General features: G+C 50.5%; 27 protein-coding genes. 7 read left to right on the top strand and 20 right to left on the bottom strand.

Features of this window, described 5'->3' with window-relative positions; translation table 11 throughout:
* Window positions 1-158: 158 nt before the first annotated feature.
* The 3 genes from C7W93_RS16240 to C7W93_RS16230 all read left to right on the top strand — a co-directional run bounded on the left by C7W93_RS16240 (window position 159) and on the right by C7W93_RS16230 (window position 3,405).
* On the top strand, window positions 159-1,268 hold the full coding sequence (locus tag C7W93_RS16240) for a ribonucleotide-diphosphate reductase subunit beta (protein ID WP_108441333.1): 1,110 nt from the start codon (window positions 159-161) through the stop codon (window positions 1,266-1,268).
* 510 nt (window positions 1,269-1,778) lie between these two features.
* Entirely contained in the window at window positions 1,779-2,597 is an 819-nt protein-coding gene (locus tag C7W93_RS25135) for a hypothetical protein (RefSeq protein WP_108441332.1), read from the top strand.
* A 265-nt stretch (window positions 2,598-2,862) separates the two neighbouring features.
* A complete protein-coding gene (locus C7W93_RS16230; RefSeq protein ID WP_108441331.1) occupies window positions 2,863-3,405 on the top strand; it encodes a YggT family protein in 543 nt (180 codons plus the stop codon).
* Between the two features lie 333 nt (window positions 3,406-3,738).
* On the opposite strand, the gene bfr is transcribed toward C7W93_RS16230, so the two are convergent.
* From bfr to C7W93_RS16140, 18 genes are all read right to left on the bottom strand, one after another.
* Window positions 3,739-4,209 (bottom strand): bacterioferritin, encoded by a 471-nt coding sequence (bfr, locus tag C7W93_RS16225; protein ID WP_108441330.1) that lies wholly within the window; start codon window positions 4,207-4,209, stop codon window positions 3,739-3,741.
* 349 nt (window positions 4,210-4,558) lie between these two features.
* A complete protein-coding gene (locus tag C7W93_RS16220; RefSeq protein ID WP_108442169.1) occupies window positions 4,559-4,975 on the bottom strand; it encodes a biopolymer transporter ExbD in 417 nt (138 codons plus the stop codon).
* Window positions 4,975-5,715 (bottom strand): MotA/TolQ/ExbB proton channel family protein, encoded by a 741-nt coding sequence (locus C7W93_RS16215; RefSeq protein WP_108441329.1) that lies wholly within the window; start codon window positions 5,713-5,715, stop codon window positions 4,975-4,977. Before C7W93_RS16215 ends, C7W93_RS16220 begins: the two co-directional genes overlap by 1 nt.
* A 153-nt stretch (window positions 5,716-5,868) precedes the next feature.
* Window positions 5,869-6,573, bottom strand: a complete 705-nt coding sequence (locus C7W93_RS16210; RefSeq protein WP_225869911.1) for an energy transducer TonB — start codon at window positions 6,571-6,573, stop codon at window positions 5,869-5,871.
* Window positions 6,574-6,588: 15 nt separating this feature from the next.
* A complete protein-coding gene (locus C7W93_RS16205; protein WP_108441327.1) occupies window positions 6,589-6,828 on the bottom strand; it encodes a bacterioferritin-associated ferredoxin in 240 nt (79 codons plus the stop codon).
* A gap of 81 nt (window positions 6,829-6,909) precedes the next feature.
* Entirely contained in the window at window positions 6,910-7,242 is a 333-nt protein-coding gene (locus C7W93_RS16200) for a hypothetical protein (RefSeq protein ID WP_108441326.1), read from the bottom strand.
* 75 nt (window positions 7,243-7,317) lie between these two features.
* A complete protein-coding gene (hemP, locus tag C7W93_RS16195; protein ID WP_108441325.1) occupies window positions 7,318-7,524 on the bottom strand; it encodes a hemin uptake protein HemP in 207 nt (68 codons plus the stop codon).
* Between the two features lie 317 nt (window positions 7,525-7,841).
* Window positions 7,842-9,095, bottom strand: a complete 1,254-nt coding sequence (locus C7W93_RS16190; RefSeq protein WP_108441324.1) for a class I SAM-dependent RNA methyltransferase — start codon at window positions 9,093-9,095, stop codon at window positions 7,842-7,844.
* A 144-nt stretch (window positions 9,096-9,239) separates the two neighbouring features.
* Window positions 9,240-9,842: a 2-hydroxychromene-2-carboxylate isomerase gene (locus C7W93_RS16185; protein ID WP_108441323.1), complete on the bottom strand. Its 603-nt coding sequence runs from the start codon at window positions 9,840-9,842 to the stop codon at window positions 9,240-9,242.
* Window positions 9,843-9,872: 30 nt separating this feature from the next.
* Entirely contained in the window at window positions 9,873-10,295 is a 423-nt protein-coding gene (locus C7W93_RS16180; RefSeq protein ID WP_108441322.1) for a CopD family protein, read from the bottom strand.
* Between the two features lie 78 nt (window positions 10,296-10,373).
* Window positions 10,374-11,645 (bottom strand): glutamate-5-semialdehyde dehydrogenase, encoded by a 1,272-nt coding sequence (locus C7W93_RS16175; RefSeq protein ID WP_108441321.1) that lies wholly within the window; start codon window positions 11,643-11,645, stop codon window positions 10,374-10,376.
* 50 nt (window positions 11,646-11,695) lie between these two features.
* Window positions 11,696-12,712: a DNA polymerase III subunit delta gene (holA, locus tag C7W93_RS16170; protein WP_108441320.1), complete on the bottom strand. Its 1,017-nt coding sequence runs from the start codon at window positions 12,710-12,712 to the stop codon at window positions 11,696-11,698.
* Window positions 12,713-12,723: 11 nt separating this feature from the next.
* Window positions 12,724-13,311 carry an LPS assembly lipoprotein LptE gene (gene lptE, locus C7W93_RS16165; RefSeq protein WP_108441319.1) on the bottom strand — a complete coding sequence of 196 codons (588 nt, stop codon included), beginning with the start codon at window positions 13,309-13,311 and terminating at the stop codon, window positions 12,724-12,726.
* A 183-nt stretch (window positions 13,312-13,494) separates the two neighbouring features.
* Complete coding sequence (leuS, locus tag C7W93_RS16160; RefSeq protein ID WP_108441318.1) at window positions 13,495-16,140, bottom strand: leucine--tRNA ligase; 2,646 nt, start codon at window positions 16,138-16,140, stop codon at window positions 13,495-13,497.
* A gap of 262 nt (window positions 16,141-16,402) precedes the next feature.
* Window positions 16,403-16,834 (bottom strand): biopolymer transporter ExbD, encoded by a 432-nt coding sequence (locus C7W93_RS16155; RefSeq protein WP_108441317.1) that lies wholly within the window; start codon window positions 16,832-16,834, stop codon window positions 16,403-16,405.
* A 70-nt stretch (window positions 16,835-16,904) separates the two neighbouring features.
* A complete protein-coding gene (locus tag C7W93_RS16150; protein WP_108441316.1) occupies window positions 16,905-17,597 on the bottom strand; it encodes a MotA/TolQ/ExbB proton channel family protein in 693 nt (230 codons plus the stop codon).
* Window positions 17,598-17,654: 57 nt separating this feature from the next.
* Window positions 17,655-18,461 carry a 4-hydroxy-tetrahydrodipicolinate reductase gene (gene dapB, locus C7W93_RS16145; RefSeq protein WP_108441315.1) on the bottom strand — a complete coding sequence of 269 codons (807 nt, stop codon included), beginning with the start codon at window positions 18,459-18,461 and terminating at the stop codon, window positions 17,655-17,657.
* Window positions 18,462-18,496: 35 nt separating this feature from the next.
* A complete protein-coding gene (locus C7W93_RS16140) occupies window positions 18,497-19,093 on the bottom strand; it encodes an outer membrane protein assembly factor BamE (RefSeq protein WP_370446475.1) in 597 nt (198 codons plus the stop codon).
* A gap of 74 nt (window positions 19,094-19,167) precedes the next feature.
* Between C7W93_RS16140 and fur the strand changes: the two genes are divergently transcribed.
* The gene (fur, locus tag C7W93_RS16135) at window positions 19,168-19,587 is read left to right on the top strand and encodes a ferric iron uptake transcriptional regulator (protein ID WP_108441314.1); all 420 of its coding nucleotides are present in this window, start codon (window positions 19,168-19,170) and stop codon (window positions 19,585-19,587) included.
* 81 nt (window positions 19,588-19,668) lie between these two features.
* On the opposite strand, the gene hrcA is transcribed toward fur, so the two are convergent.
* Window positions 19,669-20,691 (bottom strand): heat-inducible transcriptional repressor HrcA, encoded by a 1,023-nt coding sequence (gene hrcA, locus C7W93_RS16130; RefSeq protein WP_201747276.1) that lies wholly within the window; start codon window positions 20,689-20,691, stop codon window positions 19,669-19,671.
* A gap of 139 nt (window positions 20,692-20,830) precedes the next feature.
* Entirely contained in the window at window positions 20,831-21,571 is a 741-nt protein-coding gene (locus C7W93_RS16125) for an HAD family hydrolase (protein WP_225869910.1), read from the bottom strand.
* Between the two features lie 75 nt (window positions 21,572-21,646).
* On the opposite strand from C7W93_RS16125, the gene C7W93_RS16120 reads away from it, so the two are divergent.
* The 3 genes from C7W93_RS16120 (at window position 21,647) to hemH (ending at window position 25,720) form a co-directional block, all read left to right on the top strand.
* Window positions 21,647-22,573: an NAD kinase gene (locus C7W93_RS16120; RefSeq protein WP_108441312.1), complete on the top strand. Its 927-nt coding sequence runs from the start codon at window positions 21,647-21,649 to the stop codon at window positions 22,571-22,573.
* 196 nt (window positions 22,574-22,769) lie between these two features.
* Complete coding sequence (gene recN / locus C7W93_RS16115) at window positions 22,770-24,449, top strand: DNA repair protein RecN (RefSeq protein ID WP_108441311.1); 1,680 nt, start codon at window positions 22,770-22,772, stop codon at window positions 24,447-24,449.
* Between the two features lie 164 nt (window positions 24,450-24,613).
* On the top strand, window positions 24,614-25,720 hold the full coding sequence (gene hemH / locus C7W93_RS16110; RefSeq protein ID WP_108441310.1) for a ferrochelatase: 1,107 nt from the start codon (window positions 24,614-24,616) through the stop codon (window positions 25,718-25,720).
* Window positions 25,721-25,909: the final 189 nt, after the last annotated feature.

Here is a 25,909-nt window from a genome sequence, read left to right as displayed (position 1 = left end):
TTCTGTAATGGTGTAACGCGGCAACGCAGTTACACCGAAATAAATGAGGAAGGACGGCACGTTTATGACCCATCGAACGTGCCGCTGATAACAGATAAGTTGCATTGGCTGAACTAAAGCCAGTCTCGCTAATCAAAAGATAAAATGAAGGAAGAAATATGCTCTCTTGGGATGAACAAGTAAGTTCAACACCCGCCCCGCGTGCGATGCCGCTGCCGGTGCAGTCGACCGAGCCTGCGGTAGATACAACGCATCGGGTGAATGCTGCAGACAAACGTATTATCAATGGCCACACCGACGTGAATCAACTGGTGCCGTTTAAGTACAAATGGGCATGGGACAAGTATCTGGCAGGTTGCGCGAATCATTGGATGCCGCAAGAAATCAACATGCAGCGCGATATCGAGTTGTGGAAAAGTCCAAATGGTCTGACCGATGATGAGCGCCGTCTGGTAAAGCGCAATCTTGGCTTCTTTGTGACTGCCGATTCGTTGGCTGCCAATAACATCGTGCTGGGAACTTACCGTCATATTACTGCGCCAGAGTGCCGTCAGTATCTGTTGCGTCAAGCGTTTGAAGAAGCGATTCATACGCATGCTTATCAGTACATTGTTGAGTCGCTCGGTTTGGATGAAGCAGAAATTTTTAACGCTTATCATGAAGTGAAGTCGATTCGTGACAAGGACGAATTTTTGATTCCGTTTATCAACACGCTGACCGATCCTGAATTCAAGACCGGCACCACTGAGAATGATCAAAAATTATTGCGCTCGCTGATCGTGTTTGCTTGCATCATGGAAGGTCTTTTCTTCTATGTCGGTTTCACGCAAATCCTTGCACTCGGTCGTCAAAATAAGATGATGGGCGCAGCAGAACAGTACCAATATATTTTGCGTGATGAGTCGATGCACTGTAACTTCGGCATCGATCTGATCAACACAATCAAGATGGAAAATCCGCATTTATGGACCGCAGAATTCCGCGACGAAATTAAATCGTTGTTTTTAAGCGCGGTAGAGTTGGAATATCGCTACGCAGAGGATACAATGCCGCGTGGAGTGCTCGGTTTGAATGCGCCAATGTTTAAAGGTTATTTGCGGTTTATCGCAAATCGCCGCGCGCAACAAATCGGACTGGATCCAATGTTCCCTCAGGAAGAAAATCCCTTCCCCTGGATGAGCGAGATGATCGATCTGAAAAAAGAGCGCAACTTTTTTGAGACACGGGTTATTGAGTATCAAACCGGCGGTGCACTGAACTGGGAATAACGGCTCCGGAATCTCGGACAAGAATAACGAGGTGGACGGAAAGATGCAGCGATCAGTATATAAAAAACGCTGCATAACCAAAGGTAGCAATCCAATTTAATGAACAGTCAAAGACCGAAAAGATCTTATCTGTCGTCGCCGCTCATCCCGACTAAATCGGGCATGGCGGCGTTTTCTTTGGAAAATCCGAAAGCCTTTTGCAAACGACATAAAAGAAATAATTGAATTCCGACGCTGGCGTAACTGCCCGCGTTTTTTTGGTTACGTTCGCCGCCTGAAGGCGCTACGAACGGTGGATTATCTTTCCGATAAAGAGGAAGAAATCCTTAACCAATAATGGCTGAAGTGCTGCATCAATGAGGGGATGGAGCAGTTCAGCTGGTGCCGAATTCATTAGCGCAAGCAGATATTTGATTGCGCCGATGAATAATCCGCCGTACTCATCGCGATGGGTCCGTCGGGTTTCCAACTTGGAGCTTGATTTTTTCCATCACGTGAAGGAGAAACAAAATGGCAACAGCAACAAAAAAACCCGCAGCGAAGAAACCCGCTGTGAAGAAAGCCGCTCCGGCCAAAAAGCCAGTAGCAGCTAAAAAACCAGTCGCCGCTAAGAAGCCAGTAGTTAAGGCAGCAGCGAAACCTGTGGCAAAAGCGGCAGCGAAACCTGCAGCTAAGCCAGCGGCCAAAAAGCCGGTAGCGAAAAAAGCAGCAGCAAAGCCAGTGGCAAAAGCAACAGCGAAACCTGTCGCTAAAAAACCGGCAGCGAAACCTGCAGCTAAGCCAGCGGCTAAAAAAGCTGTGGCAAAAGTAGCAGCGAAACCTGCAGCTAAAAAACCGGTAGCTAAAGCAGCAGCGAAACCTGCAGCTAAGCCAGCGGCTAAAAAAGCTGTGGCAAAAGTAGCAGCGAAACCTGCAGCTAAAAAACCGGCAGCTAAAGCAGCAGCTAAACCTGCGGCAAAGCCAGCGGCCAAAGCAGCAGCGAAACCTGCAGCTAAAAAACCGGCAGCTAAAGCAGCAGCGAAGCCAGCAGCTAAACCTGCGGCAAAGCCAGCCGCCAAAGCAGCAGCGAAACCTGCAGCTAAAAAGCCAGCAGCTAAAGCAGCACCGGCAGCGAAGCCAGCAGCAAAACCTGCAGCTAAAGCAGCCGTAAAGCCAGTAGCTAAAGCAGCACCAGCTGTTAAGCCAGCGGCCAAACCTGCGGCTAAAAAACCAGCTGTAAAAAAAACAGTAGTTAAGCCAGTAGCTGCAAAACCTGCTGCTGATTCAGCAGTAAAAACTGTACTTAATCCTGCAGCGGCTTGGCCGTTCCCAACTGGTACACGTCCGTAATTGTCGTGTGTCAGAAGGAGGCCTGGTTAAATTCAGGCGCACTACCCGCTTTATGGCCTCGTGCTATTCAGCGGGTTTTTTGTTTGGCGCGACGATGATGACGTCTTGTAAAAGAAGTGTGAACTGGTTCTGTACGGCAATTTGATTTTCATCTTCACCATTTTGCGTCATGATGTGCCCAGCGTTACTATCTGTCACAACTTTCAGTTGTTACGCTGACTTGGAAACGAAATGCCCCGCTCCATCTTGAAAGAGAGAAACCATCGTGTTGCAGAATATTTTTTCATTGATTATTGAGACCGCCGCCAGTGTATTGGGCGGCGTGCTGTTGTTACGCTTCTGGATTCAGGCTGTGCGCGTGCGCCCGCCGCAACAGGTAGCACATTTTATTTTTACAATATCGGATTGGATGGTGCGCCCGATGCGCAAAGTGTTACCCGGATTTAGTGGCTATGACTGGGCTAGTCTGATCGGTGCGCTTTTGGTCGCGGTGGTCTGCATTGCGCTGCAGCTGGTGGTGGCGTCGGCATTGAGTGCGCCGATCTTGTTAATGCTGGCGGCATTGCTGTTTCTTCAATGGGTTTTTTATGGTTTGATCGCACTGCTGATTATCGAGGCAATTTTTAGCTGGGTAAATCCGCAGGCACCGTTGGCCCCATTTGTGCGGGCTTTGAATGAGCCGCTGTTGGGACCGATTCGTCGCTTTATTCCGTTGTTAGGCGGTATCGATCTATCGCCTTTAGTGGCCCTGATCCTGTTAAGAGTCGTACACCAACTTCTGATCGCATTGATTCAGTGGCTTGTATAAGGTTCGCCAGATTCCGTACAAAGATAGCGTGTGAGGGTGTTTCCCCGGGTTTGGAGGGTGGTGGCGACTAGTCTGAGGTAGAGGGCTTCTCCGCTGCCGTTGATCCGGGAATTGCAATGTGCAGCGCTGTGATTGGGCGTATAAAAGCGCTTCACCGTCTCGCTAGTGCTAGTTGACGCTTAAGGCGTGCAGCAGGGGGGATATAGAGGATTTTTGAGGGATGCAGTGACGTTACACTTTTTTCAAGTGCACATCCCAGATCCCTATTTGATATAGGCTATGCAGGAAATTTCCACATAGGATGTCCCCGCATAGCCTTGAACGCATGGCGGTTTAGGCAGCCATTTGGCTTTGCAGATAGTTTTGGATGCCGACTTTGGCGATCAGATCGATTTGGGTTTCTAGCCAATCGATGTGCTCTTCAGTGTCATCCAGAATGTCTTTGAACAGTTCGCGCGAAATATAATCGCCAGCTGCCTCAGAGGTGGCAACGCCTTCTTTCACTGTCTTCTGCGCAGCTTGTTCCAACTTCAGATCGCAGGCCAGCATTTCTGGCGTATTTTCGCCTATCATCAATTTGTGCAGCGCTTGCAGATTCGGCAAGCCATCCAGCATCAGAATCCGGTCAATCAGACGATCAGCATGCTTCATTTCACCGATCGACTCTTCATATTCTTTCTTACCAAGTTTTTCCAGGCCCCAATGCTTGTACATGCGGGCGTGTAGAAAATATTGGTTCACTGCGGTGAGTTCGTTAGTCAACTGTGCGTTGAGCAGCTTAATGATGTTTTTGTCGCCTTGCATGGGAGCCTCTTAAAAATAAACCGACGTGGGGCGAGAGTAGCCTTGGAAATACGACCCGGACCGCCTTAAAGTCGCCATGATAGCCTAGGCACTCAGCTTTTTCATCATTCATTAGCAGGAATCATTCGCACTCCTATTTAGCGCTCAATCGGGGATCGCCGGGACTAAGAAAATGCGTGAGAATATACTTGGAAGCCAGATTATTTTAATACCTTCTATCGCCCGATATGTCTCAGAGGCGGGGATGGATGATTGATGTGGTGCGGATAGCATAAAGCCTTTGCCTACAAAGTAGGCAAAGGCTTTATCGATTGGAGCAGGGTGATATTACTGTAAGACGTTGCTGCGATTATTTGGCGTCTGGATCGGTAACGAAACCAATTTTTCCAAGGCCGCCAGATTGTGCCGCCGCCATTACTTGCGCAATTTTTTCGTATTCAGTGGTGCGTTCAGCGCGTAAATGTAATTCCGGTTGCGGTTCTTTTTTCGCCGCAACGGCAATCTTCACCTGCAATTGATTGCGATCAACCACTTCGTCATTCCAATAAACTTTTCCAGCAGCATCGATCGATAAATTGATGCTCTCCGGTTTTACATCATCGGGTTGATTGGTGGCGCGTGGCAGATCAATTTTGACCGCGTGATTCATCACCGGTATCGTCATGATAAAGATGATCAGCAGGACCAGCATCACGTCAACTAGTGGCGTGGTGTTGATCTCCGGATTAAAGTCGTCGTCCGAGTCGGACAGGGAACCCATTGACATCATGCACCTTTCACAGCGACCAGCTTGGAAGGAGTATTTTCCGTATCGCCAGTGCCGGTTTTGTTCATATCAGCACGTGAACCGGTGACGAATAACGCATGCAAATCAAAACCAAATTTATTCAATTTGGCAATAATCGTTTTGTTACCGCGTACCAGCGCGTTATAACCAAAAGTAGCCGGAATCGCAACCGCCAGACCCAGCGCCGTCATGATCAGTGATTCACCGACAGGACCAGCGACTTTATCGATACTAGCCTGACCGGAAGTGCCAATGGCCACCAATGCGTGATAAATCCCCCACACCGTGCCAAACAGACCAACGAACGGTGCTGTAGAGCCGACTGATGCTAATACCGCCATGCCCGTTTGTAGTTTGCCGGATGCTTCATCGATCGCCTGACGCAAGGATAGCGTTACCCAGTCACTGGTGGATAGCTGATCGTGCAGATGTCCGCTATGCGCGGTGTGATGGCGCATTGAAAGTACGCCAGCCTGAGCGACTTCTGCGAAAGGATTGTCGGTGCCCAATGTGGCAATTCCTTCCGGCAAATTAGTGGTATCCCAGAATTGGTGACCAGCTGCACTGGCGGCACGCTGCAAACGCAGAATTTGCAGCGCCTTGGTCAAAATCACGTACCAGGAAGAGATCGACATGACGACTAACAACATGGCAACGCATTTGATAACAAAATCACCCTGTGACCAGAGTGCCTCTAAACCGTACGGACTGACTTCCATGATTATTCCTTGTTTCTGTAAAAGGTATCGTTGAATTGGTAGGGGGCTTATTCACACGAATAAGCGACCGCAATTTTCTGAATTGTTGATTAAATAGTAGGTAAATTCTGGTTCGCGAGATGTAGCGTATAAGGGGTAAGGGCAAATGCCTGATTAATTCGACAGCTGGAAATTGATGGGGACGATAGCATATACCGGCATCGGCTTACCATCTTCCATGTAAGGCTTGAAGAGAGCACGCAATAGGGCTTGTTTGGCCGCGTCATCCAGACGAGCTGAACCTGAGCTTTTTTGTATCTCCACCCGTTCTGCGCGGCCTTTTTCATTGACCAGTACGCGCATGACAACTTTGCCCTCTTCGCCCATGCGTTTCGCAGCGGAAGGATATTCAGGGTTCGGTTGACGGATATATTCGACGCCAGAGCTAATGGTACGCGGTGCAGACGGTGCGGCCGGGGGAGCAACTGGTGCTGGCGCTGGCGCAGCAGCTTCTATAGGTTGCGGTGGCTGTGGCGCCGCAACTGGCACAGAGATAGCTTTTTCAGAAGGTGTATTGTTGACTACAACAGGGGTCGGGCGGGGAGGTGCAATGTTCTTTTTTACCACTGGTACTGTTTTGGGGACAGCCGGTTGTGGTTTCGGTGGAGTTGGTTCCGGCGCACGTTCTGGCGTAATGAAAGTGGCGAATACTTCTTTTGGAATTGCCTGTACAGCCTGATGAATCAAGCCACTCTTTAGCGCAATGAAGAAACCCACATGCAACAAAATAATCGCGCCTAGGGGCCCGATACGTTTAACTTGACGCCACACAAAGGTGGGAAGGTATGGCGATGATGACGACGACATTGTTGCGCTCATTTACTTATACTACTCTTATACGGCGGTTGCTATGGAGGGCATCGGTTGAAATACCAAAGCATGAAGATGACGATGTGCTGTTGGGACGTTATTTTCTAAACATTCGCGCAAGACGTTTTTCGCGCAAGAATGACATTTTCCGCAGCTATCTGCGACTCCGAGTTTTTGGCGAAGTTCCCGCATAGAGGACATGCCGGAATCCACCGCGTGGCGTATTTTTTGTTCGGAGACGTTGTTACAAACACAAACAATCATTTTTTACCTTACTACTAATAAACTCTATATTAATAAATAAGCGTGATATTTACGCCATAACCGTTAACTCTTACAACTATTTCAAGTAGTACGCGTGCCGCCGACCAAACGCGTGAACAAATTATATTTCTCCGGGCCCGGCATGCTGCGTTCTACTAACGTCGCCCACTGTTCCGATAATTGTTGGCAGGTAGTCCGTAACACCGGCGCCAGGTTAGGAAGTGCCGCCAGCGCCTTCAGATGCCGTTCAATGACCGATGCCAGCTTGGTGCAACCACGTGCTTCCGGCTGCATCGTCTGATGATGCGCGGTGTAATGCGACATCAAATGCAATACGGCAGAGACCAGCAGTTCTGGTTGCGCCGGTGCCTCGTTGGGGGCAATAAAAGCAGTATTCATATCCTCGGTAACCATCAATGTTCCTTGTCAGTGGCTCGCTGGCGGTACATCCTGGCTAGCTGGTAGGCCGAATTTCCTGGCATTGACGATTTATGCCGTCAAAATCAACTTATTCAATTGCGTCAGTCGTAATTTATAAATTCTGCCGCCGTGATCAATTTCCAACTCACGCATTTGCTGGAACAGGTCATGGCTATTAATACGCGTGATGGCTGGCCTGACTGCTTTTGTGACGCTTGAAGTGGGTGATTTCTCACCCTCCAGATGTTCCGTTGCGCGCTGTAACGAGTGGCCCATGATAGTCCTTTATGTAAATGCGAACAATTCTTATTTAGATTATTCGCTATTTAAACAGGAATTGCAAGTGCTTTTACTATCTTCTCCATAGTTTTTTGTATAAAAGCGACTGGATGTTTTCTCGTTGTCAATAAATTCTGCCGCTGATCGGGTTAGGGCAACCGAAAATGTTTATTTTTTGAAATGACGAGATAATGTTTCTATCTTTTTCTTTATGCCGAAACCTGCTTCAGATTGGTTTTATTTACGTCCAGACAAAAAAATGCCATCAAATTTGATGGCATTTTGTATTACGCAGAATTATTGATTCTATAACCTTACTCTTTAGGCTTCGCCGCTTCCCGGCGATTGAATCCCGCTACCATATCAAAACGGAACAAGCGACATTCGAGTGCGCCGTTGAAAAATGGTGTTTTTCGCGCTTCTTTCAGACGCAGCAATTTCGGCAATGTCAGATCGGCGGTAAAGAGGAATACGGTCCAGCCAGCGAAGCGCTGTTTAAGCGTGTTCCCGAGCGCATTGAAGAACTCATTGAACAGGTCATCGGTGGTCAACGTACTGTCGCCACGTACACCGATACGCTCGCCGTAGGGAGGATTGGTCAGCATAATTCCGCCACTACCGCTGAGTTCGTTTGGCGGACGTACTTCCTGCGCTTCAATCTGCTTTAGCGGAACTTCAAAAAGAATCCCCGCGTTGCGCAGATTTTCTGCGGTCATCGCGACCATATCGCCAGAAATATCGCTACCGAAAATAGTCGGGATCAGCGGCATTGGATTTGGCTTAATCGCCCCTTTGATCGCTTGCCATTGAGAAATCTCGAAACCATGAAATTTTTCGAAGGCAAATTCGCGACGGGCACCGGATGGAATACCGGCCAAAATCTGCGCAGCTTCAATCAGAATCGTGCCAGAGCCGCACATTGGATCGAATAAAACTGTGCCCGGTTTCCAGCCAGCGGTGCGGAGTAATCCTGCGGCCAGATTTTCGCGAAGCGGCGCATCGCCGGTCTCAGCGCGCCAGCCGCGTTTGAAAAGCGCTTCGCCGGAGGTGTCCAGATAAAGCGTGAAATTATGTGCATCCAGAAAACCAACTACACGCATGTCCGGCGTATGCGTATCGACCGATGGCCGTTCGTCGCAGATGTCACGGAAACGGTCGCAAATCGCATCTTTGATCTTCAGCGTAGTGAATTCCAGGCTACGCAACGGGGATTTGATGGCGGTGATATCGACCCGGATAGTGTGGCTAACGCTAAACCAGTTTTCCCATTCTTGTTCCAGGGCGGTATCGTAAATATCGTTTTCGGTCTTATAAGAGCCATGCGCCAGACGCATTAACACCCGACTGGCAATCCGTGAATGCAGATTGATGCGCCATGCATCGCTGAGTAAGCCAGAGCAATGTACGCCGCCAGGTACTTGATTGTGGACGCGCAGCGTGACTGTCGGTGCAGCTAATTGCGCAATTTCGTTTATTTCTTCTGCAAGCGCAGCTTCAAGTCCACGTGGACATGGACAGAAATAAGAGTGCTTTGAGGTCGGTGATTGTGCGGTTAATGCTTGTGCCATGAGGGGTTCTCTTTATCCGTTAACACCATCTACAGTCGATGGTGTGGTGAAATGGCTATTTACGCGATGGTAAATAGCCGTCGTGTTGCAGGGTTACTTTACTACTTTAACGATGGCCGCCTTGTAAAAGAGCGACCGACGATTTTATTTTGCAAATGCGCGTTCGACAAAATCGAGCCGGTCCTGGCCCCAATATCCTTCGCCATCAACGATGTACCAAGGCGCGCCAAACACGTTCGCTGCAATGGCCTCATCCGTGAACCGCACAAATTCAGCCTCTACGCTGACGGTTTCGGCCGATTTCAATAGTGTTTTGCCGTCATAGCCGAGCGCCGTTGCCATCGCGATTAACGTATCGGTATCAGCGATGTTCTTCTCTTCTGCCCATACGCCGCGCATGATGGCTGCGGTCAAATCTAGCGCGGCCTGCGTGCCGTGGGCGAGCTGGGTTGCGATGATTAACTTGGCCGCATCATCGCTATGAACCGGGAAGTAGGTCGGTTGCAAGTTCAGCGGCTGCTCTAAATACGCGCTCCAACGTTGCAATTCTTGCAGGCGGTAGGCTTGTCGCTGAGGTGACCGCTTAGCCAGCGGCAGGCCGCCGGAGATCGGGAAAATTTTCGACAAATCGAACGGTTTCAACACAATCTGAACGCCATATTGTTTGGCCAACGCCGTCAATCGTGCATGCCCGAGATAGGCAAATGGCGAATGGGGCGCGAAATAATACTCACAGATTTTACTCATGTTGCATCCTTGGCAGGTAAGGGACCAGAATTAGAATGGCTTGACGACGACGAGAATAACGATAGCCAACAACAAAATAACCGGGACTTCATTGAACCAGCGCAGCCAGACATGGCTGCGTTTATTCGTTCCCAGTTCAAATTTCTTTAGCATGCTGCCGGACGCATGGTGATAACCGAGGACTAAAATAACCAGGAATAATTTAGCATGCATCCAGCCGTTACCCGGGCCTCTGCCGATGCCGTAACCCATCCACAACCAAGCACCAAAGATCACCGTGCCTATCGCCAATGGCAACATGAAACGGTACAGTCTGCGCGCCATCAACAATAACCGTTGCGTCGCCATTGGTTCGGTCTCTTGCGCCAGATTGACCAAGATACGGGGCAGATAAAACAAGCCAGCAAACCATGAAACCATGAAGACGATGTGTAGCGCTTTAATCCAAAGCATGAAGGTATCCTTATTGGTGAGTCCGGGAGTGGGGTTATCTAGCGGGTTGGTTGCTCAGGTTATCAATTCTTTGGTTTGTTATGTACGTACTTCGCCATGACCAAACACGACGTATTTCAGCGATGTCAGCCCATCTAGCCCGACCGGACCGCGCGCATGCAATTTATCGTTTGAAATACCGATTTCAGCGCCTAAGCCAAACTCAAAACCGTCCGCAAAGCGGGTTGATGCGTTGACGATGACGGAGGCCGAGTCAACCTCACGCAAAAACCGCATCGAATGCGAATAGTTTTCGGTGACGATACTGTCAGTGTGGTGAGAAGAATAGTGATTGATATGGGTGATCGCCTCGTCCATGTCTTCGACGATTTTGATCGCAAGAATCGGCGCCAGATATTCAGTGCTCCAGTCTTCTTCGGTCGCATCGGTCAGATGCGGATAGTCGCAGAAGCGCAATATCTTGCTGGCTTCGGCATCCGCACGTAGTTCTACATCTTTAGTCCGATACAAATGCGCCAGTTCTGGCAGCACATGTGGCGCGATGGAACGCGCTACTAGCAAGGTTTCCATCGTATTGCAGGTGCCGTAGCGATGACATTTGGCGTTGAAGGCGATCTTCAGGGCTTTTTCGGGATCTGCCGCATCATCGATGTAGACATGACAAATACCATCCAGATGTTTGATCATCGGGACTTTTGATTCTTTGATCAAACGGGCGATCAGACCTTTGCCGCCGCGCGGGATGATGACATCAATATATTCAGGCATGCTGATCAATGCACCCACTGCTGCGCGATCGGTCGTTTCGATAACTTGCACTGCATCGCCTGGCAAACCTGCGCCCTTTAATCCTTCTTTGACCAGTTTCGCTAATGCCTGATTGCAGTGAATTGCCTCTGAGCCGCCGCGTAAAATCGTTGCGTTGCCACTTTTGATACATAAACCAGCAGCATCGATAGTCACGTTAGGCCGTGCTTCATAAATGATACCGATGACGCCAAGCGGGACGCGCATTTGACCTACCTGAATCCCGGTAGGACGATATTTCATGTTGGAAATCTCGCCAATCGGATCGGGTAGGGCTACGATTTGCTGCAAGCCTTCGATCATGGTCGCGATGGCTTTGTCGGATAAGGTCAGGCGATCCAGCATCGCTTCTTCTAATCCACTGGCGCGCGCGGCTTCCAGATCTTTTTGATTGGCGGTGCGCAAGATATCGGCGTCGCGGCGGATTGCTTCTGCGATCAAGGTCAACGCACGATTCTTGGCGGCGGTATCCGCGCGTGCCATCAAGCGCGATGCTACGCGGGCACGTTGACCGACTTCAGCGATGTAGTGTTGGATATCCATAGTTTCTAGTCTGTCTAATCCGTTGGAAAGTGGTGACGGCGCAGAGGCATTTAAGAGCGAGCGACCTTTAATCCTAATTGCAGCAAAGCATCCCAGGCGTCGCCAGCAAATGTTTTGGCGCGCAAGCCTTTGACCATTTTGTCGATCTGAGCGGCCTGTTGCAGCGCTGCTTCGATGGTCGCCAGCGATAAGCGCCGCAACGCCGGTTCCATCAAGCGTTCACGCGGCCCCCAAATGCGGTATTCCTTCATCAACGCATTCAGCGGGCGGCCTTGCGTCATGCCTGATTTCAATTTTAATAACGTGCGACATTCTTCTGAGATTGCCCAGAGTACCAGCGGCAGCGCTTCGCCTTCGCCTTTTAGTCCATCGATCATCCGTACCAGACGCCCGATATCCCCGGCCAGCATCGCCTCGTTCAATTTAAAAACATCATAGCGCGCTACGTTTAGCACTGCGTCGTGGATCTGCTCGAAATTTAGTTTGCCCGCTGGATGTAGCAACGCCAGTTTCTGGATTTCCTGATGCGCTGCCAGCAAATTTCCCTCAACCCGATCGGCAATAAAATCCAGCGACTGTCGGTCGGTACTTTGCTGCTGCCCAGCCAAACGCACGCCGATCCAGTTCGGTAACTGTGACCGTTCTACTTGCTGAATGTCGAGATAGACGCTGGTCTGCTGTAAGGAGGCTACCCACGCCGCTTTTTGTGTTGCCCAATCCAACTTCGGCAACGTAATAATAGTGACGTTATCCGGATTTAACGTGGCGGCATATTGCTGCAATGCCTGGCCGCCATCTTTGCCGGGTTTGCCGGTCGGGATACGCAACTCGATCAGTTTTTTATCCCCGAACAACGATTGCGACTGATTCGCAGCCTGTAACTCGCCCCATTTAAAACTACGATCAACGATCAGAACATCGCGTTCCGAGCAGCCATGTGCGCGCGCGCTTTTGCGGATTTTATCCGCAGCTTCGAGCGCCAGCAGATGCTCATCGCTGGTGATGACGTACAGCGGGGCCACGGCTTTTGCCAAGTGGCCTTCAAGGGCGTCAATCCGCAGTTGCATGCCTAGCCTCTTTATTGCGCTGGAGTGACCGATGGGACTGACGACGCTGGCGGCGTCGGCGTTACCGCATCAGTGATTCCGGCATTAGCAGGTTTGAGCGCGGCCAGACGACGCAGAATTTGCTGTACCAGATCGGTTTGCATGTCGCGATACAACAGCGCTTCCTCGGCAACTTTTGATAATTCTTGCGATTCGTTATAGCTGATATCGCGCTTCAGTGTGATTTGGGTCGGCGTCATCAATTCTTTCTGCTGCGCATCTTTCAGGCGGAATGAAAATTTGTAATACAGCATGTATTCACGTGCACGGCCCTGACTGTTCAGAGTCAAAATGACTTTTTCCTGACTCTGCGCGAGGACTTCCATAATCGCTTCTGCGCCAGCTTCCTTCTCTGACACTGTGGTGGTGCCACTAGCGACAATATTACGTTTCAATTCGATACCCAATGGCGTGCCGGTAGCCGAGCCGAGATAGATAGATTTAAACGGTAAATTGGCCGAACCGCGCAAATGAAAGCCACAGGCGGCGAGCAGTGCGCTGACGGCGATAATCATCGACCAGCGAAAAAAAGGAAGGCGGCTCAGGGAAATGCGCGTCATACAGATAGTCCTTGTTTCAAGATGCGGAACGACATGCAATGACCGGGCTAACTCATTACTACTTGAGTGTACCCGGCCACAAGATCAAACTTAAAGGCCAAGCTGTTGCTGGCTGCGGCCGAATATCAACCGCTTACTTCGCCGGATTACTTCATTGTCTTACTTAGTACCGATGGCCGCTTTTTAAGCCACGATATTGATCAGTTTTCCCGGCACAACAATGACTTTCTTAGGTGCACCTTCAAGGTACTTTTGCACATTTTCATGGGCAAGTGCCAGTGCTTCGACGGTTGCTTTGTCGGCATCCTTGGCAACGATAATGCTGCCGCGAAGTTTGCCATTGACCTGAATCATCATCTCAATTTCGCTTTGCTCCAGCGCCGTGAGGTCGACCTGTGGCCAACTAGCGTCTAGAATATCGCCGTGTACTTTGCTGAAACCGAGCTCTTGCCAAAGCGTATGCGTAATATGCGGCGCGATGGGATTGAGTACGCGTAAGAAAATCGACAGACATTCTGTCAGTACTGCATTGCTGGTTGCCGAGGCTTCGAGCTTGGCGGCTTCTAGCGTGTTCAGCATTTTCATGCATGCCGATACGACCGTGTTGTATTGAATACGTTTCAGGTCGTGGTCTGCTTGCTGCAAAATTTTGTGCACTTCGCGGCGCAAGGTTTTGAGTGCATCTGGCAGATCGGTAAATTGCGTGCTGGTGCCTGGGCGGATATTTGCTGCCTGGGCAAAACTGAAACTCCAGACTCGGCGCAAGAAACGGTTCGCACCTTCGACACCGGCGTTTGACCATTCTAATGTTTGCTCTGGCGGTGACGCAAACATAGTGAACAGGCGGGCCGTGTCGGCACCATATTGGTCAATCTGTGCTTGCGGATCGATGCCGTTGTTCTTCGATTTAGACATCTTTTCGGTGCCGCCGATGGCAACCGGCTGACCGTCCGTTTTCAGGATCGCCGACAGTGGTCGACCCTTATCGTCAAAAGTCAGGGCAACGTCTTCTGGATTGAACCAGATTTTTTTGCCGTTGGTTTCTTCGCGATAGTAGGTTTCGTTCAGCACCATGCCCTGCGTGAGCAAGTTGGTAAACGGCTCGTCAAACTTGACTAGTCCAAAGTCGCGCATGACTTTGGTCCAGAAGCGCGCGTATAGCAGATGTAATACAGCGTGCTCGATGCCGCCGATGTATTGATCCATCGGCATCCAGTAATCGTTGCGAGAGTCGACCATCGCATCGGTTGAGCCGGGCGAGGTGTATTTCATGTAATACCAGGATGAATCGACAAAAGTATCCATGGTGTCGGTTTCGCGTCGCGCCGGTTTGCCGCAGGTAGGGCAGTCGACGTGCAGAAACTTTTCATGCTTGTTTAGCGGATTGCCGCTGCCGTCAGGCACGCAATCTTCCGGCAGCAAGACCGGTAAATCTTTTTCTGGCACAGGCACATCACCGCAGTCATCACAATGGATGATCGGGATCGGCGTGCCCCAATAACGTTGGCGTGAAATGCCCCAGTCGCGCAGGCGGTAGGTGATTTTCTTTTCGCCTAAACCATGGGCCGCGAGGTCGGCAGCGATGGCGTCAACCGCTTCTTGATAGCCCATGCCATCGTATTTGCCAGAGTCTACGCAGCGGCCGTTTTCTTTGTCGGCATACCAATCATGCCAAGTTTCGGTGGAATACACTTTGTCTGCGACGGCAATGACCGGGCGAATCGGCAGAACGTATTTTTGAGCGAAGGCAAAGTCGCGCTCGTCATGCGCCGGTACGCCCATCACCGCGCCGTCGCCGTAGGTAATCAGCACGTAATTGCCGACCCATACTTCGACCAGTTGACCTGTTAAAGGATGAGAAACGTAGAGGCCGGTTGGCATACCTTTCTTTTCCATGACCGCCATATCGGCCTCAGCAACGCCGCCTTTTTTGCATTCGGCGATGAATTCGGTCAGTTCTGGATTGGTTTTGGCGGCGAAGGTTGCCAGCGCATGTTCTGGCGCAACGACGCAAAAGGTCACGCCCTTGATGGTATCGACACGGGTGGTGAATACCCATAGCTTGCCATCTTGAATCAGTTCGCCGTTTTCGGTGATTTTATGTGGGAAGGCAAAGCGTACGCCTGTCGATTTGCCTATCCAGTTGGCTTGCATCAGACGTACACGCTCTGGCCAGCCCGGTAATTTGGTTTCGACGTGATCGAGTAATTCTTCAGCGTAATCGGTGATCTTGGCGTAATACATCGGGATTTCACGCTTTTCAATTAGCGCGCCGGATCGCCAGCCGCGACCGTCGATGACTTGCTCATTAGCCAATACGGTTTGGTCTATCGGGTCCCAATTGACGGTGCCGGTTTTTTTATAGATGACGCCTTTTTCAAGCATCTTCAGGAACATCCACTGGTTCCATTTGTAATACTCTGGCTTACAGGCCGTCATTTCACGTGACCAATCGATGGCAAGTCCCATCGATTGCATCTGGGCTTTCATGTGTTCGATATTGCTGTACGTCCATTGCGCCGGAGGCACGTTGTTCGCCATTGCCGCATTTTCCGCCGGCATGCCGAAAGCATCCCATCCCATTGGCATCAAGACGTTGTAATTGTTCATCCGCATATAGCGATACATGACGTCGTTGATCGTGTAATTGCGCACATGGCCCATATGCAATTTGCCGGATGGATAAGGCAGCATTGAACAGGCGTAAAACTTCTTCTTGTCCTGACCGTTCTGGTCTTTCGCGTGTTCGACGACTTTGTAGGCATCTATAGCGCGCCAATGGTCTTGCGTCGATTTTTCGACGTCGGTCGAGCTGTATTTTTCTTGCATGGCGTGGATGGGGCTAAAAAAGTGAATGTGAGAGCATGGGGTGAATTCACCCGGAACCAATGATTATACTGGTTCATGTGCTGGTGTACGACAGGGGACTTACGGAGATGCTATCCAATGCGATACAAACGGGATCTATATGCCGCTCATCATTGAGTGTCGACTAGGCAGATTTTGGCTGATTCAAGCCTGATAACGCCATGGATAGAGGAATTCTGGAGGAGTAGAGCAGCGATTGTCTAGCGGGTAGACCTTGGTGAATTTACTTGTTTGCCTGGGTATTTTTAGGATCGGTAACAAAACCAATCTTGGTCAACCCATTATTTTGCGCCAAAGACATGACTTCAGCCAGAACTTGATAACGGGTGTCTTTATCGGCGCGCAATTGTAATTCTGGTTGCGGTTGCTTTTGAGCAGCGGCAATAAGTCGCGGGGCTAGCTCATTTTCGGCAATAGGGGCGTCGTTCCAGAACATTTTTCCGGCACGATCAATCGACAGCGCAATTGTCTCTGGCTTTTCAGGGGCAGGGGCGGATTGTGCGGTTGGCAGGTCGACTTTCACCGCGTGCGTAAACAACGGCGCCGTGATGATAAATATCACCAGCAGCACCAACATCACGTCTACCATCGGCGTGATATTGATATCCGCCATTGGTGCAGCTTGCTGATTGTCGTTAAATCCGCCGAATGCCATTCTTAATCCTGGATGAGTTGCTGTCGATTAATAGCGCTGTATTTTGTAGTCGTATCCGTATGCTGGTAATTTATTTACCGACTCGGCTACCTGTTGTCAGATAAGCATGCAGATCATGGGCAAATGCATCTAATTCCGCCAGTGTAATCCGATTCACGCGGGTGAATGCGTTGTATGCCAGCACAGCAGGGATAGCGACCACTAAACCGAGCGCAGTCATGATCAGCGCTTCGCCTACCGGGCCCGCGACCTTATCGATTTGCACTGTGCCAGATGCAGAAACCGCCATCAATGCATGGTAAATACCCCAGACAGTGCCAAACAAGCCGACAAACGGTGCTGTTGAACCGACCGATGCCAGCAAGGTTAAGCCGCTTTCCAGTCGTGAAGAAACACGGTTGATTTCGCGGCGTAAAGTGCGTGTGATCAATTCGCCAAGGTCAGTCGCCGCATTCAGGGATGCGGCGGAATTGCCAGCCGCCGGGGTTCTGATCGCAGCAGCATCGGCTGCTTGCTCGGCTAATGGCGCATAGACGTTTTCAGTATCGACGGGTTTGATGAGGGCAATTGCATCGCGCATTGTGGACGCTTGCCAAAAGCCATCCAGCGCCGAGGCGCTGCGGCGAATGCGCCACGAACTTAAGGTTTTAGACAGGATATAAAACCAGCTGACGACAGACATCAGTAGTAGCAAATATGCCACGGCATGCGAGACTGCATCGCCCTGTGCCCAATAATGCGCGAAACCAAGATTATCATTCATGATGGTGATCCAGAGGTTGGCATAAATGACAAGAAAGATAGCGGAAAAGACATAAAATTAACGCAGACCGAGCACATCCTGCATGTCATACAATCCGGTTGTCTTGTCAATCAGGAAACGTGCAGCACGCAGACTGCCATGCGCATAAGTAACCCGGCTGGAGGATTTGTGTGTAATTTCTACCCGTTCGCCATCGCCCGCAAACATGACTGTGTGATCGCCGACGATATCACCGCCACGGATGGTAGCGAAACCGATAGAAGAAGGATCGCGTTCACCAGTGACGCCTTCGCGGGAATAGACCGCAACATCATCGAGTTTGCGGCCTAGCGCAGCGGCGATGACTTCGCCCATTTTTAAGGCCGTGCCCGATGGCGCATCAACCTTATGACGGTGATGGGCTTCGATGATTTCAATGTCATAGCCGTGCGAGAAGCTCTTCGCGGCCAATTCCAGCAATTTCATGGTGACATTGACGCCGACACTCATATTCGGCGCGAACATGATGGCGGTTTTTTCAGCAGCAGCGGAAATGGCTGCTTTACCTGCTTCGTCAAAGCCGGTCGTGCCGATAATCATCTTGATGCCATGCTCAGCGCAATACGCCAGATGCTTCAGCGTGCCTTCAGGGCGCGTAAAGTCGATCAGATAATCGGCATTCGCCAGGCTGGTCGCCAGATCGGATTCAATTATCACGCCAGCGGGTGCGCCTAGAAAAGCAGCAGCGTCGGTTCCCAATCCGGGCGATGTCGGTACATCCAGCGCGCCCGCCAATATCGCATCGTCCGCATGCTGAATAGCTTCGATCAGCATGTGACCCATACGCCCGGATGCGCCAGCAACGGCAATTTTCATTTGATTCATCGTTAATTTAAACTTCCGACTTATTATTTGCAGTGTTATTTGACTGTAGATGTAGGAGGAGGCAAAGGCACATCCTTGGCAATACCCTTATCTTGGGTCGCTTTCTTGGCTTCTTTATCGCCACCGGAAATTTGTGCCAGATATTCTGCCTCGGTCGGCAAATCGCCGCCGCCTTCAACATGGGTCACCAGGTTGTCTTTAAAGAATACACTGACGCGACTGGAGGTGATTTCGCCGTTGCCTTTTAGCAGACGGAATACATAATCCCAGCGATTCGCGTGAAATATATCTGTTAGCAATGGCGTGCCAAGTGCAAATGATACCTGCTCGGTAGTCATGCCTTCTTTTACCTGCGAGATCATTTCTCTCGACACAAAATTGCCCTGTTGAATATTTGGGCGATAAGGCGAGAAGATACCGAAAAACCGGCGATTCTTGACGGTTTGGACGCCTGCATCTGCTGTCGCGGCAGTCGGCGCTGTTGCGCTGGTGGTGCCTGCATTGGTGCCGGTGGCCGCCGTCGGATTGTCGATCAGGGGATTTTTGGAAGCGCAGCCAGCGAGTAACGCTACTGAAACAGCAGCGATGGTCAGGACAGAGGTGCGGTTAATACAAGAGAGCAACATGCGCATAAGGATCTCAATTGATTGAGCAATTGTGCTAAAACGCTATATGATAAAGCAGATCATCCATTTGCGACGTAAACATGCCTAACAATCCATCTGAACTAAAAGCAAGCGGCCTAAAAGCTACTTTGCCACGACTTAAAATTTTGGAAATCTTCCAAAATAGTGAAGTACGTCATCTGAGCGCTGAAGACGTTTATAAAATTCTGCTGACCGAAAATCTTGATGTCGGTTTGGCAACTGTATATCGCGTATTAACGCAATTTGAGCAAGCTGGCCTATTGCAGCGTAATCATTTTGAGACCGGCAAAGCGGTTTTTGAGCTTAACGAAGGCTCACATCATGACCATCTGGTCTGTCTGGTGTGCGGTCTTGTGGAAGAGTTTTACGACGAAGAAATCGAAAGTCGTCAAAAAGCAGTTGCCAAAGAGCACGGTTTCGAGATTGCCGATCATGCTTTGGCGCTATATGGCCATTGCCGGTCATGCGTTAAGAAATAACGGCGAAGAAAGATTTCACGCGGGATTTTTGCTACGTAGGTAGTCAGATGCCGGCAATTAAGCCAAACGCATTAAGCCAGACTAGTTCTGGCTTAATGCGTTTGAGAGTAATTTTGCCGTAATGTCTACAATCGGGATGACCCTTTGATAGGCCATCCGGGTTGGTCCGATGACGCCTAGCGTACCGACGATCTTACCGTTGACCTCATACGGCGCGGTAACGACGCTCATTTCTTCCATCGGGACGAGTTGGGATTCTCCGCCGATAAAAATTTGCACACCTGTAGCCTTGCCGGAGATATCTAGCAAGCGCATCAAATTGGTTTTTTGCTCAAACATATCGAATAGCTTACGCAACGAAGCCATGCTCGACGATAAATCGGTCACGCTCAAAAGATTGCGTTCACCTGAAATCACAACATCATCTGCGTTGTCCGTCATCGCATCGCTGCCAGCCTCAACCGCGGCTTGCATCAAGCGCGTCATGTCGTCGCGCAGTTGCAGCACTTCGCTTTGTAAACGATGGCGAACATCGTCTATGCTGTGGCCGCCGTAATGTTGATTGATGTAATTTGCGGCTTGTACTAACTGGGACGGGGTGTAATCGACATCGGTTAGCAGCAACCGGTTCTGGACATCGCCGCTGGGGCCCACGATGACCAGCAAGATGCGTTTTTCGGATAACCGTAAAAATTCGATTTGCTGGAAGATGGATTCGCGCCGGGGCGTTAGTACGACACCAGCAAATTGCGACAACGACGATAGCACTTGCGCAGCGTTGGCAATGATCTTTTGCGGCGAGTTGGTTTGCAGGCGCGATTGCATCCGGGATTCAAGGGCGCTTTCATCAATCGGCTGTACCGTCAGTAACGTATCGACAAACACCCGATAACCACGCGGCGTTGGTACCCGTCCGGCAGAGGTATGCGGACTGGCGACAAAGCCCATTTCTTCCAGATCCGCCATGATATTGCGAATCGTGGCAGGCGATAACTCTAATCCCGAAATCTTTGAAAGCGCGCGCGAGCCTACCGGCTGGCCGTCGAGAATGTAACGTTCTACGAGGGCTTTCAGAAGAGTTTGAGCGCGGGTATCAAGATGCATGGGCAGTATTTTAGCGAGCGCTGGCTCAGCTTGCCAGCCCCTTATGGATGTACTTATACACTGTTACGCCACGTTGCGCTTGTTCAGTTGTTGTCGTTTACTTACTCTCTGACGGCAGAGTTTAGATGCTGCTGGCGGCTTAGCGGCTTGTGACGCTCTGCAAATGCAGCCAAGCCTCCAAATCGTGCAGTGTCACGCATTCTGCATCGGCATCGATTCCGGCCGGTAGCGTCCGCTCAAAACGATTGATCCAGACACTGCGCAGGCCAGCCTGGCGAGCACCGACTACATCCAGCAATGGATCATCACCGACATAAACAGTTTCTTCCGGCCGGACCTTAAGCGCGTCGCAAGCGGCATGAAAGATGGTCTGATCGGGTTTGGCGCAGCCGAAAGTATGGGCGGCTATGGAGATGGAAAAATGCGGTGCCAAGCCGATTTTATCCAGATCGGCAAAGCCATTGGATATCGATCCCAGCAAAACACGTTGACCCAGACGGGTTAACGCTGGCTGAACATCGTCGAATGGCGTGACCGCATGGCGCGCTTCGGAAAACAGCGCCATCGCAGCATCGACCTTGGCCGTATCTTCTCCCACACTTTGAAATGCCTCGGTCAGTCCGGCATGGCGTAAAGCCCATAAATTGATCTTGAATAGCGGATTTGTATTGCTCATCGCAATACGTCTTTGCCGCAGCGTTTCAATCGTAAATGTCTGCGTGACTGCCGGTGCATGCAACGCTAACCAGTCGTACAGTAATTGTTCGGCTCTCACCAGCACGGGCATAATCGGCCACAGCGTGTCATCCAGATCGAACAGGACAGCTTTTATGGGGGCATGGGATTGTGGGTGGTTAGCGGTATTTGTCATATTGCGCATGATAGATCAAATTGTCTGCGGAGTATCCTCCAAGGAAGCTGTAACACCGGGCTAAATTATGGTTTAATCGCCAGCATGTGGCCTATAAAATTATCTCATCAGCAAAATTTCCCCAATTTGCCAAAAACCATTGCGATTGTTGGCAAGTATTATGCCGCCGGTATTGCCGAATCATTAAACGAGGTCGCCGCATTTTTGCTGGCGCGCGGGCATAACGTCGTGTTTGAAGCTGAGACCGCGCAAAACATCGCCCTGACCGGATTTGACGCGTTGACGCCTGCGCAAATCGGCCTTCAGGCCGATGCTGCGATTGTCCTTGGCGGCGACGGCACCATGCTTGGTATTGCCCGCCAACTCGCGCCCTACGATGTGCCGTTGATTGGTATCAATCAAGGCAGACTGGGATTTATGACCGATATTTCGCTAGAGCGGATGCTGCCGGTCCTGGGCGAAATGCTAGATGGCAACGTTGAATCCGAACGTCGTACGTTGTTGCAAGGGGTAGTGAAACGCGACAATGCGGTTATTTTTAGTGCGCTGGCGTTTAATGACATCGTCGTGTCACGCGGTGCGACGACTGGCATGGCCGAACTCCGAGTCGATGTCGATGGTCGATTTATGTATAACCAGCGTTCGGATGGCCTCATTGTCTCGACCCCGACCGGCTCGACGGCCTATGCGTTGTCGGCTGGCGGTCCATTGCTACATCCGTCGCTTAGCGGCATTGTTTTGGTGCCGATTGCGCCGCATGCGTTATCAAATCGACCGATCGTGGTGCCCGACAGCAGCGAAATCGTGATCGAAATCGTCAATGGCCGGGATATTAGTGTCAATTTTGACATGCAATCGCTAGCCAGCCTGCAATCGGGCGATCGTATCGCGATTAAACGTTCCGATCACACGATTACCTTTTTGCATCCTGCTGGCTGGAGCTATTACGAGACGCTGCGTCAAAAATTACACTGGAACGAATATCCTTCTGCGGATGGACATTTGCGCTGAGCCAGACCGAGTCAGAAAGCCGCAATCAGATCGCCCTGTATTCTGGGCGATCAATTGCAGTACACTGCCCGCTCAAATGCCTGAACCGTTTCTGTTATCGACGTTGCTGAGCGCTCACGTGAAAACGCTTGAAACCGATTTTTGTCTCACAAACCGATCTAAGTTCAACCTCTAATTCAACCTCTAACTCAACTCCATGCTGCGCACCCTTTCCATTCGCGATTTTGTCATCGTTGATGCCATTGAGCTTGATCTGGCGTCTGGCTTTACTGTTTTCACCGGCGAAACCGGTGCAGGCAAATCCATCCTGATCGATGCGTTGGCCTTGGCGCTGGGCGGGCGCGGCGATGCCAGCGTGGTACGTGAAGGTGCGGCTAAAGCAGATATCAGTGCCGAGTTTTCAGTCTCTCGCTACAGCGAAGGCAGCCCGATTGATACCAGTGAGGCAGTCAGAGCGTGGCTGGCGGTAAATGAATTTGAAAGCGAAGAGGGCGGTGTGCTGCTGCGACGCGTTATCGACAACGCCGGACGCTCTAAAGCGTATATCAACGGGATTGCCGCGACAGCAGGACAGTTGCGCGAATTGGGTGAAATGCTGGTCGATATTCATGGTCAGCACGCGCATCAATCATTGTTGAAAGCCGATTCGCAACGGCTGTTGCTGGATGGGCAAGCCGGTTTGCAAGATGAACTGCAACTGGTTTCCACCGCTTACAAGAGCTGGCGCGCCTTAGCTAAACAACGGCTGGAATTTGAAACTAACGCCAAAAACGTCATGCTGGAACGTGAACGGCTCGAATGGCAAGTCAATGAGCTGGAAAAGCTCGCCGTCAAGCCCGGTGAATGGGATGACATTACCAATGAGCATAGCCGTTTGTCCCACGCTGCCAGTCTGATCGAAGGTGCGCAAGAAGCGCTGAATCTGATCTCTGAAGCAGAAATTCCGATGCTGTCCCAGTTGGCCGGCTTGAATATCAAGATTAGTAAATTGGTCGACGTCGACAACGATTTAAAGCCAGTATTGGAAGCGCTGGAGCCAGCACGGATTCAGTTGCAAGAGGCAGTTTATGCGCTCAATGATTATTTAAGCAGGATGGAGCTGGACCCCGCCCGCTTGCACGAAGTTGATCGCCGGATGGAAGTTATCCATTCCGCGTCGCGCAAATTCCGACTGGAACCAGATGCCATACCGCAGGAACTGGCGACGCTTTCCACGCAATTGCAGCAGTTGGCCGACGCCAGCGATCTTGATGCATTGCGCGTGCAGGAAGAGAAACTAAAGGCGACCTATCTTGGATTGGCGCAGAAATTATCCAAGGCGCGGGGTAAAGCAGCCAAAAGCCTGACCGCCACAGTGACAGCGGCGATGCAAGAATTAAGCATGAGCGGCGGGCGTTTTGAAGTCGCCTTGAATCCTTGCGAACCAACGCTGCATGGAATAGAGCAAGTTGAATTTTTGGTCGCCGGTCATGCTGGCGTGGTACCGCGACCGCTGGCGAAGGTCGCTTCTGGGGGCGAGTTGGCGCGGATTGCATTGGCGATTTCGGTCATTACTTCCAGCGCTACCGCCACGCCAACCTTGATCTTTGATGAGGTCGATAGTGGCATCGGGGGCGGCGTGGCCGAGGTTGTCGGCCGTTTGCTTAAGCGCCTCGGTCAAGCGCGTCAGGTATTATGCGTAACGCATTTGCCGCAAGTCGCCAGTCAGGCTAATCAACATTTTCAAGTCAGCAAGCAAAGCGCAGCAAACAAAACGGTGTCGGCGATTGATGGTCTCGATACCAAAAGCAGAGTGGAAGAAATTGCGCGGATGCTAGGTGGAATAGAAATAACCGCCACGACGCGTAAACATGCACGAGAATTATTGGCGTCGTAGTTGGCGCTGCTACGGTAGCTAGCTGATTACCTGCTGCGATGAGATTCTTGTAGGCATTATCCGCAACAATCCACGTTTGACCTTTTACCGAAAAAGCCAGCGCTAAGCTGTCCCCAAAACTGCACGCGCCTATCTCGGCGCGGCAAATTTTCAGGAAATTCCGCATGACTTTTCGTAAAGAACCGCCTTTCACGCATGGCGCTACGCTAAAAACAGCGGTAGTGTTGGTCAACCTGGGAACGCCGGATGCGCCAACCGCCAGCGCCGTGCGACGCTATTTGAAACAGTTTTTATCCGATACTCGCGTGGTCGAAATCCCCCGCATCATCTGGTGGTGCATTTTGCATTGGATCATTTTGCCGTTTCGCTCCAGCAAATCAGCGCAAAAATATGCATCGATCTGGACCAATGAAGGTTCGCCGTTAAAAGTGAATACAGAAAAGCAATCCATGCTGTTGCGGGGTTATTTAGGTCAACGTGGCCATAAAGTCGAGGTTGCTTACGGCATGCGTTATGGCAATCCATCCTTGTCGTCAGTGTTGGATAAGTTAAAAGTCGATGGCTGTGATCGGATATTGATTCTGCCAGCGTATCCACAGTATTCAGCGACCACAACGGCCTCTATTTTTGATGCGGTATTCAGCCATTACGCACAAATCCGGAATATCCCGGAATTGCGTCTGGTAAAAAATTACCACGACCATGAAGCGTATATCCAAGCGTTAAAAGAGTCAGTTTTGGCCCATTGGGAAATGAATGGCTTGCCAGACAAACTGGTGATGAGCTTTCATGGCGTACCGAAGCGGACCTTGCTTCTGGGCGATCCCTACCACTGTGAATGCTATAAAACAGCAAGATTGTTGGCGCACGCGTTGGATCTGTCGCAAGACCAATATATGGTCACGTTTCAGTCACGTTTCGGCAAGGCCGAATGGCTGCAGCCTTACACTGCGCCGACATTGGAAAAGTTGGCGAAGCAGGGTATTGGGCGGGTTGATGTGATGTGTCCAGGCTTTACCAGTGATTGTCTGGAAACGCTGGAAGAGATCGGAATTGAAGCAAAGGCGGATTTTTTGAAGGCTGGAGGGAAAGAGTTTTATCTTATCCCTTGCCTGAATCAATCGCCCGCATGGATTAATGCGCTGGCGATGTTGGTGGAGGAGCAACTAATTGGCTGGCCGACGCGGTTGTCCGTCAGCGAATTGGCAGAACAGAAAGCGCAAGCAGTTGTGCAAAAAAATGAGGCGATCAGGATCGGTGCAGTCTCGTAAGGCAAGAACAGTTCGAGGTTGGTTGTGTTTATGATTAGTAAAGCGCAATTAAATTTGAATAGCTAATCCAGCCGGCTGCAAGCGATATATAAACGAGCGTCATGGCGTAAATAAGGGACAATTTCACGATTTTCTCCTTGCAGATTCAACTTCTATGGCCTGAAATTGCTATATGTAAGAGCAATTTGA

It is taken from the genome of Glaciimonas sp. PCH181 (assembly GCF_003056055.1).
In the GTDB taxonomy this organism is placed as follows: Bacteria; Pseudomonadota; Gammaproteobacteria; order Burkholderiales; family Burkholderiaceae_D; genus Glaciimonas.
This window is presented reverse-complemented; position numbering and strand designations above follow the sequence as displayed.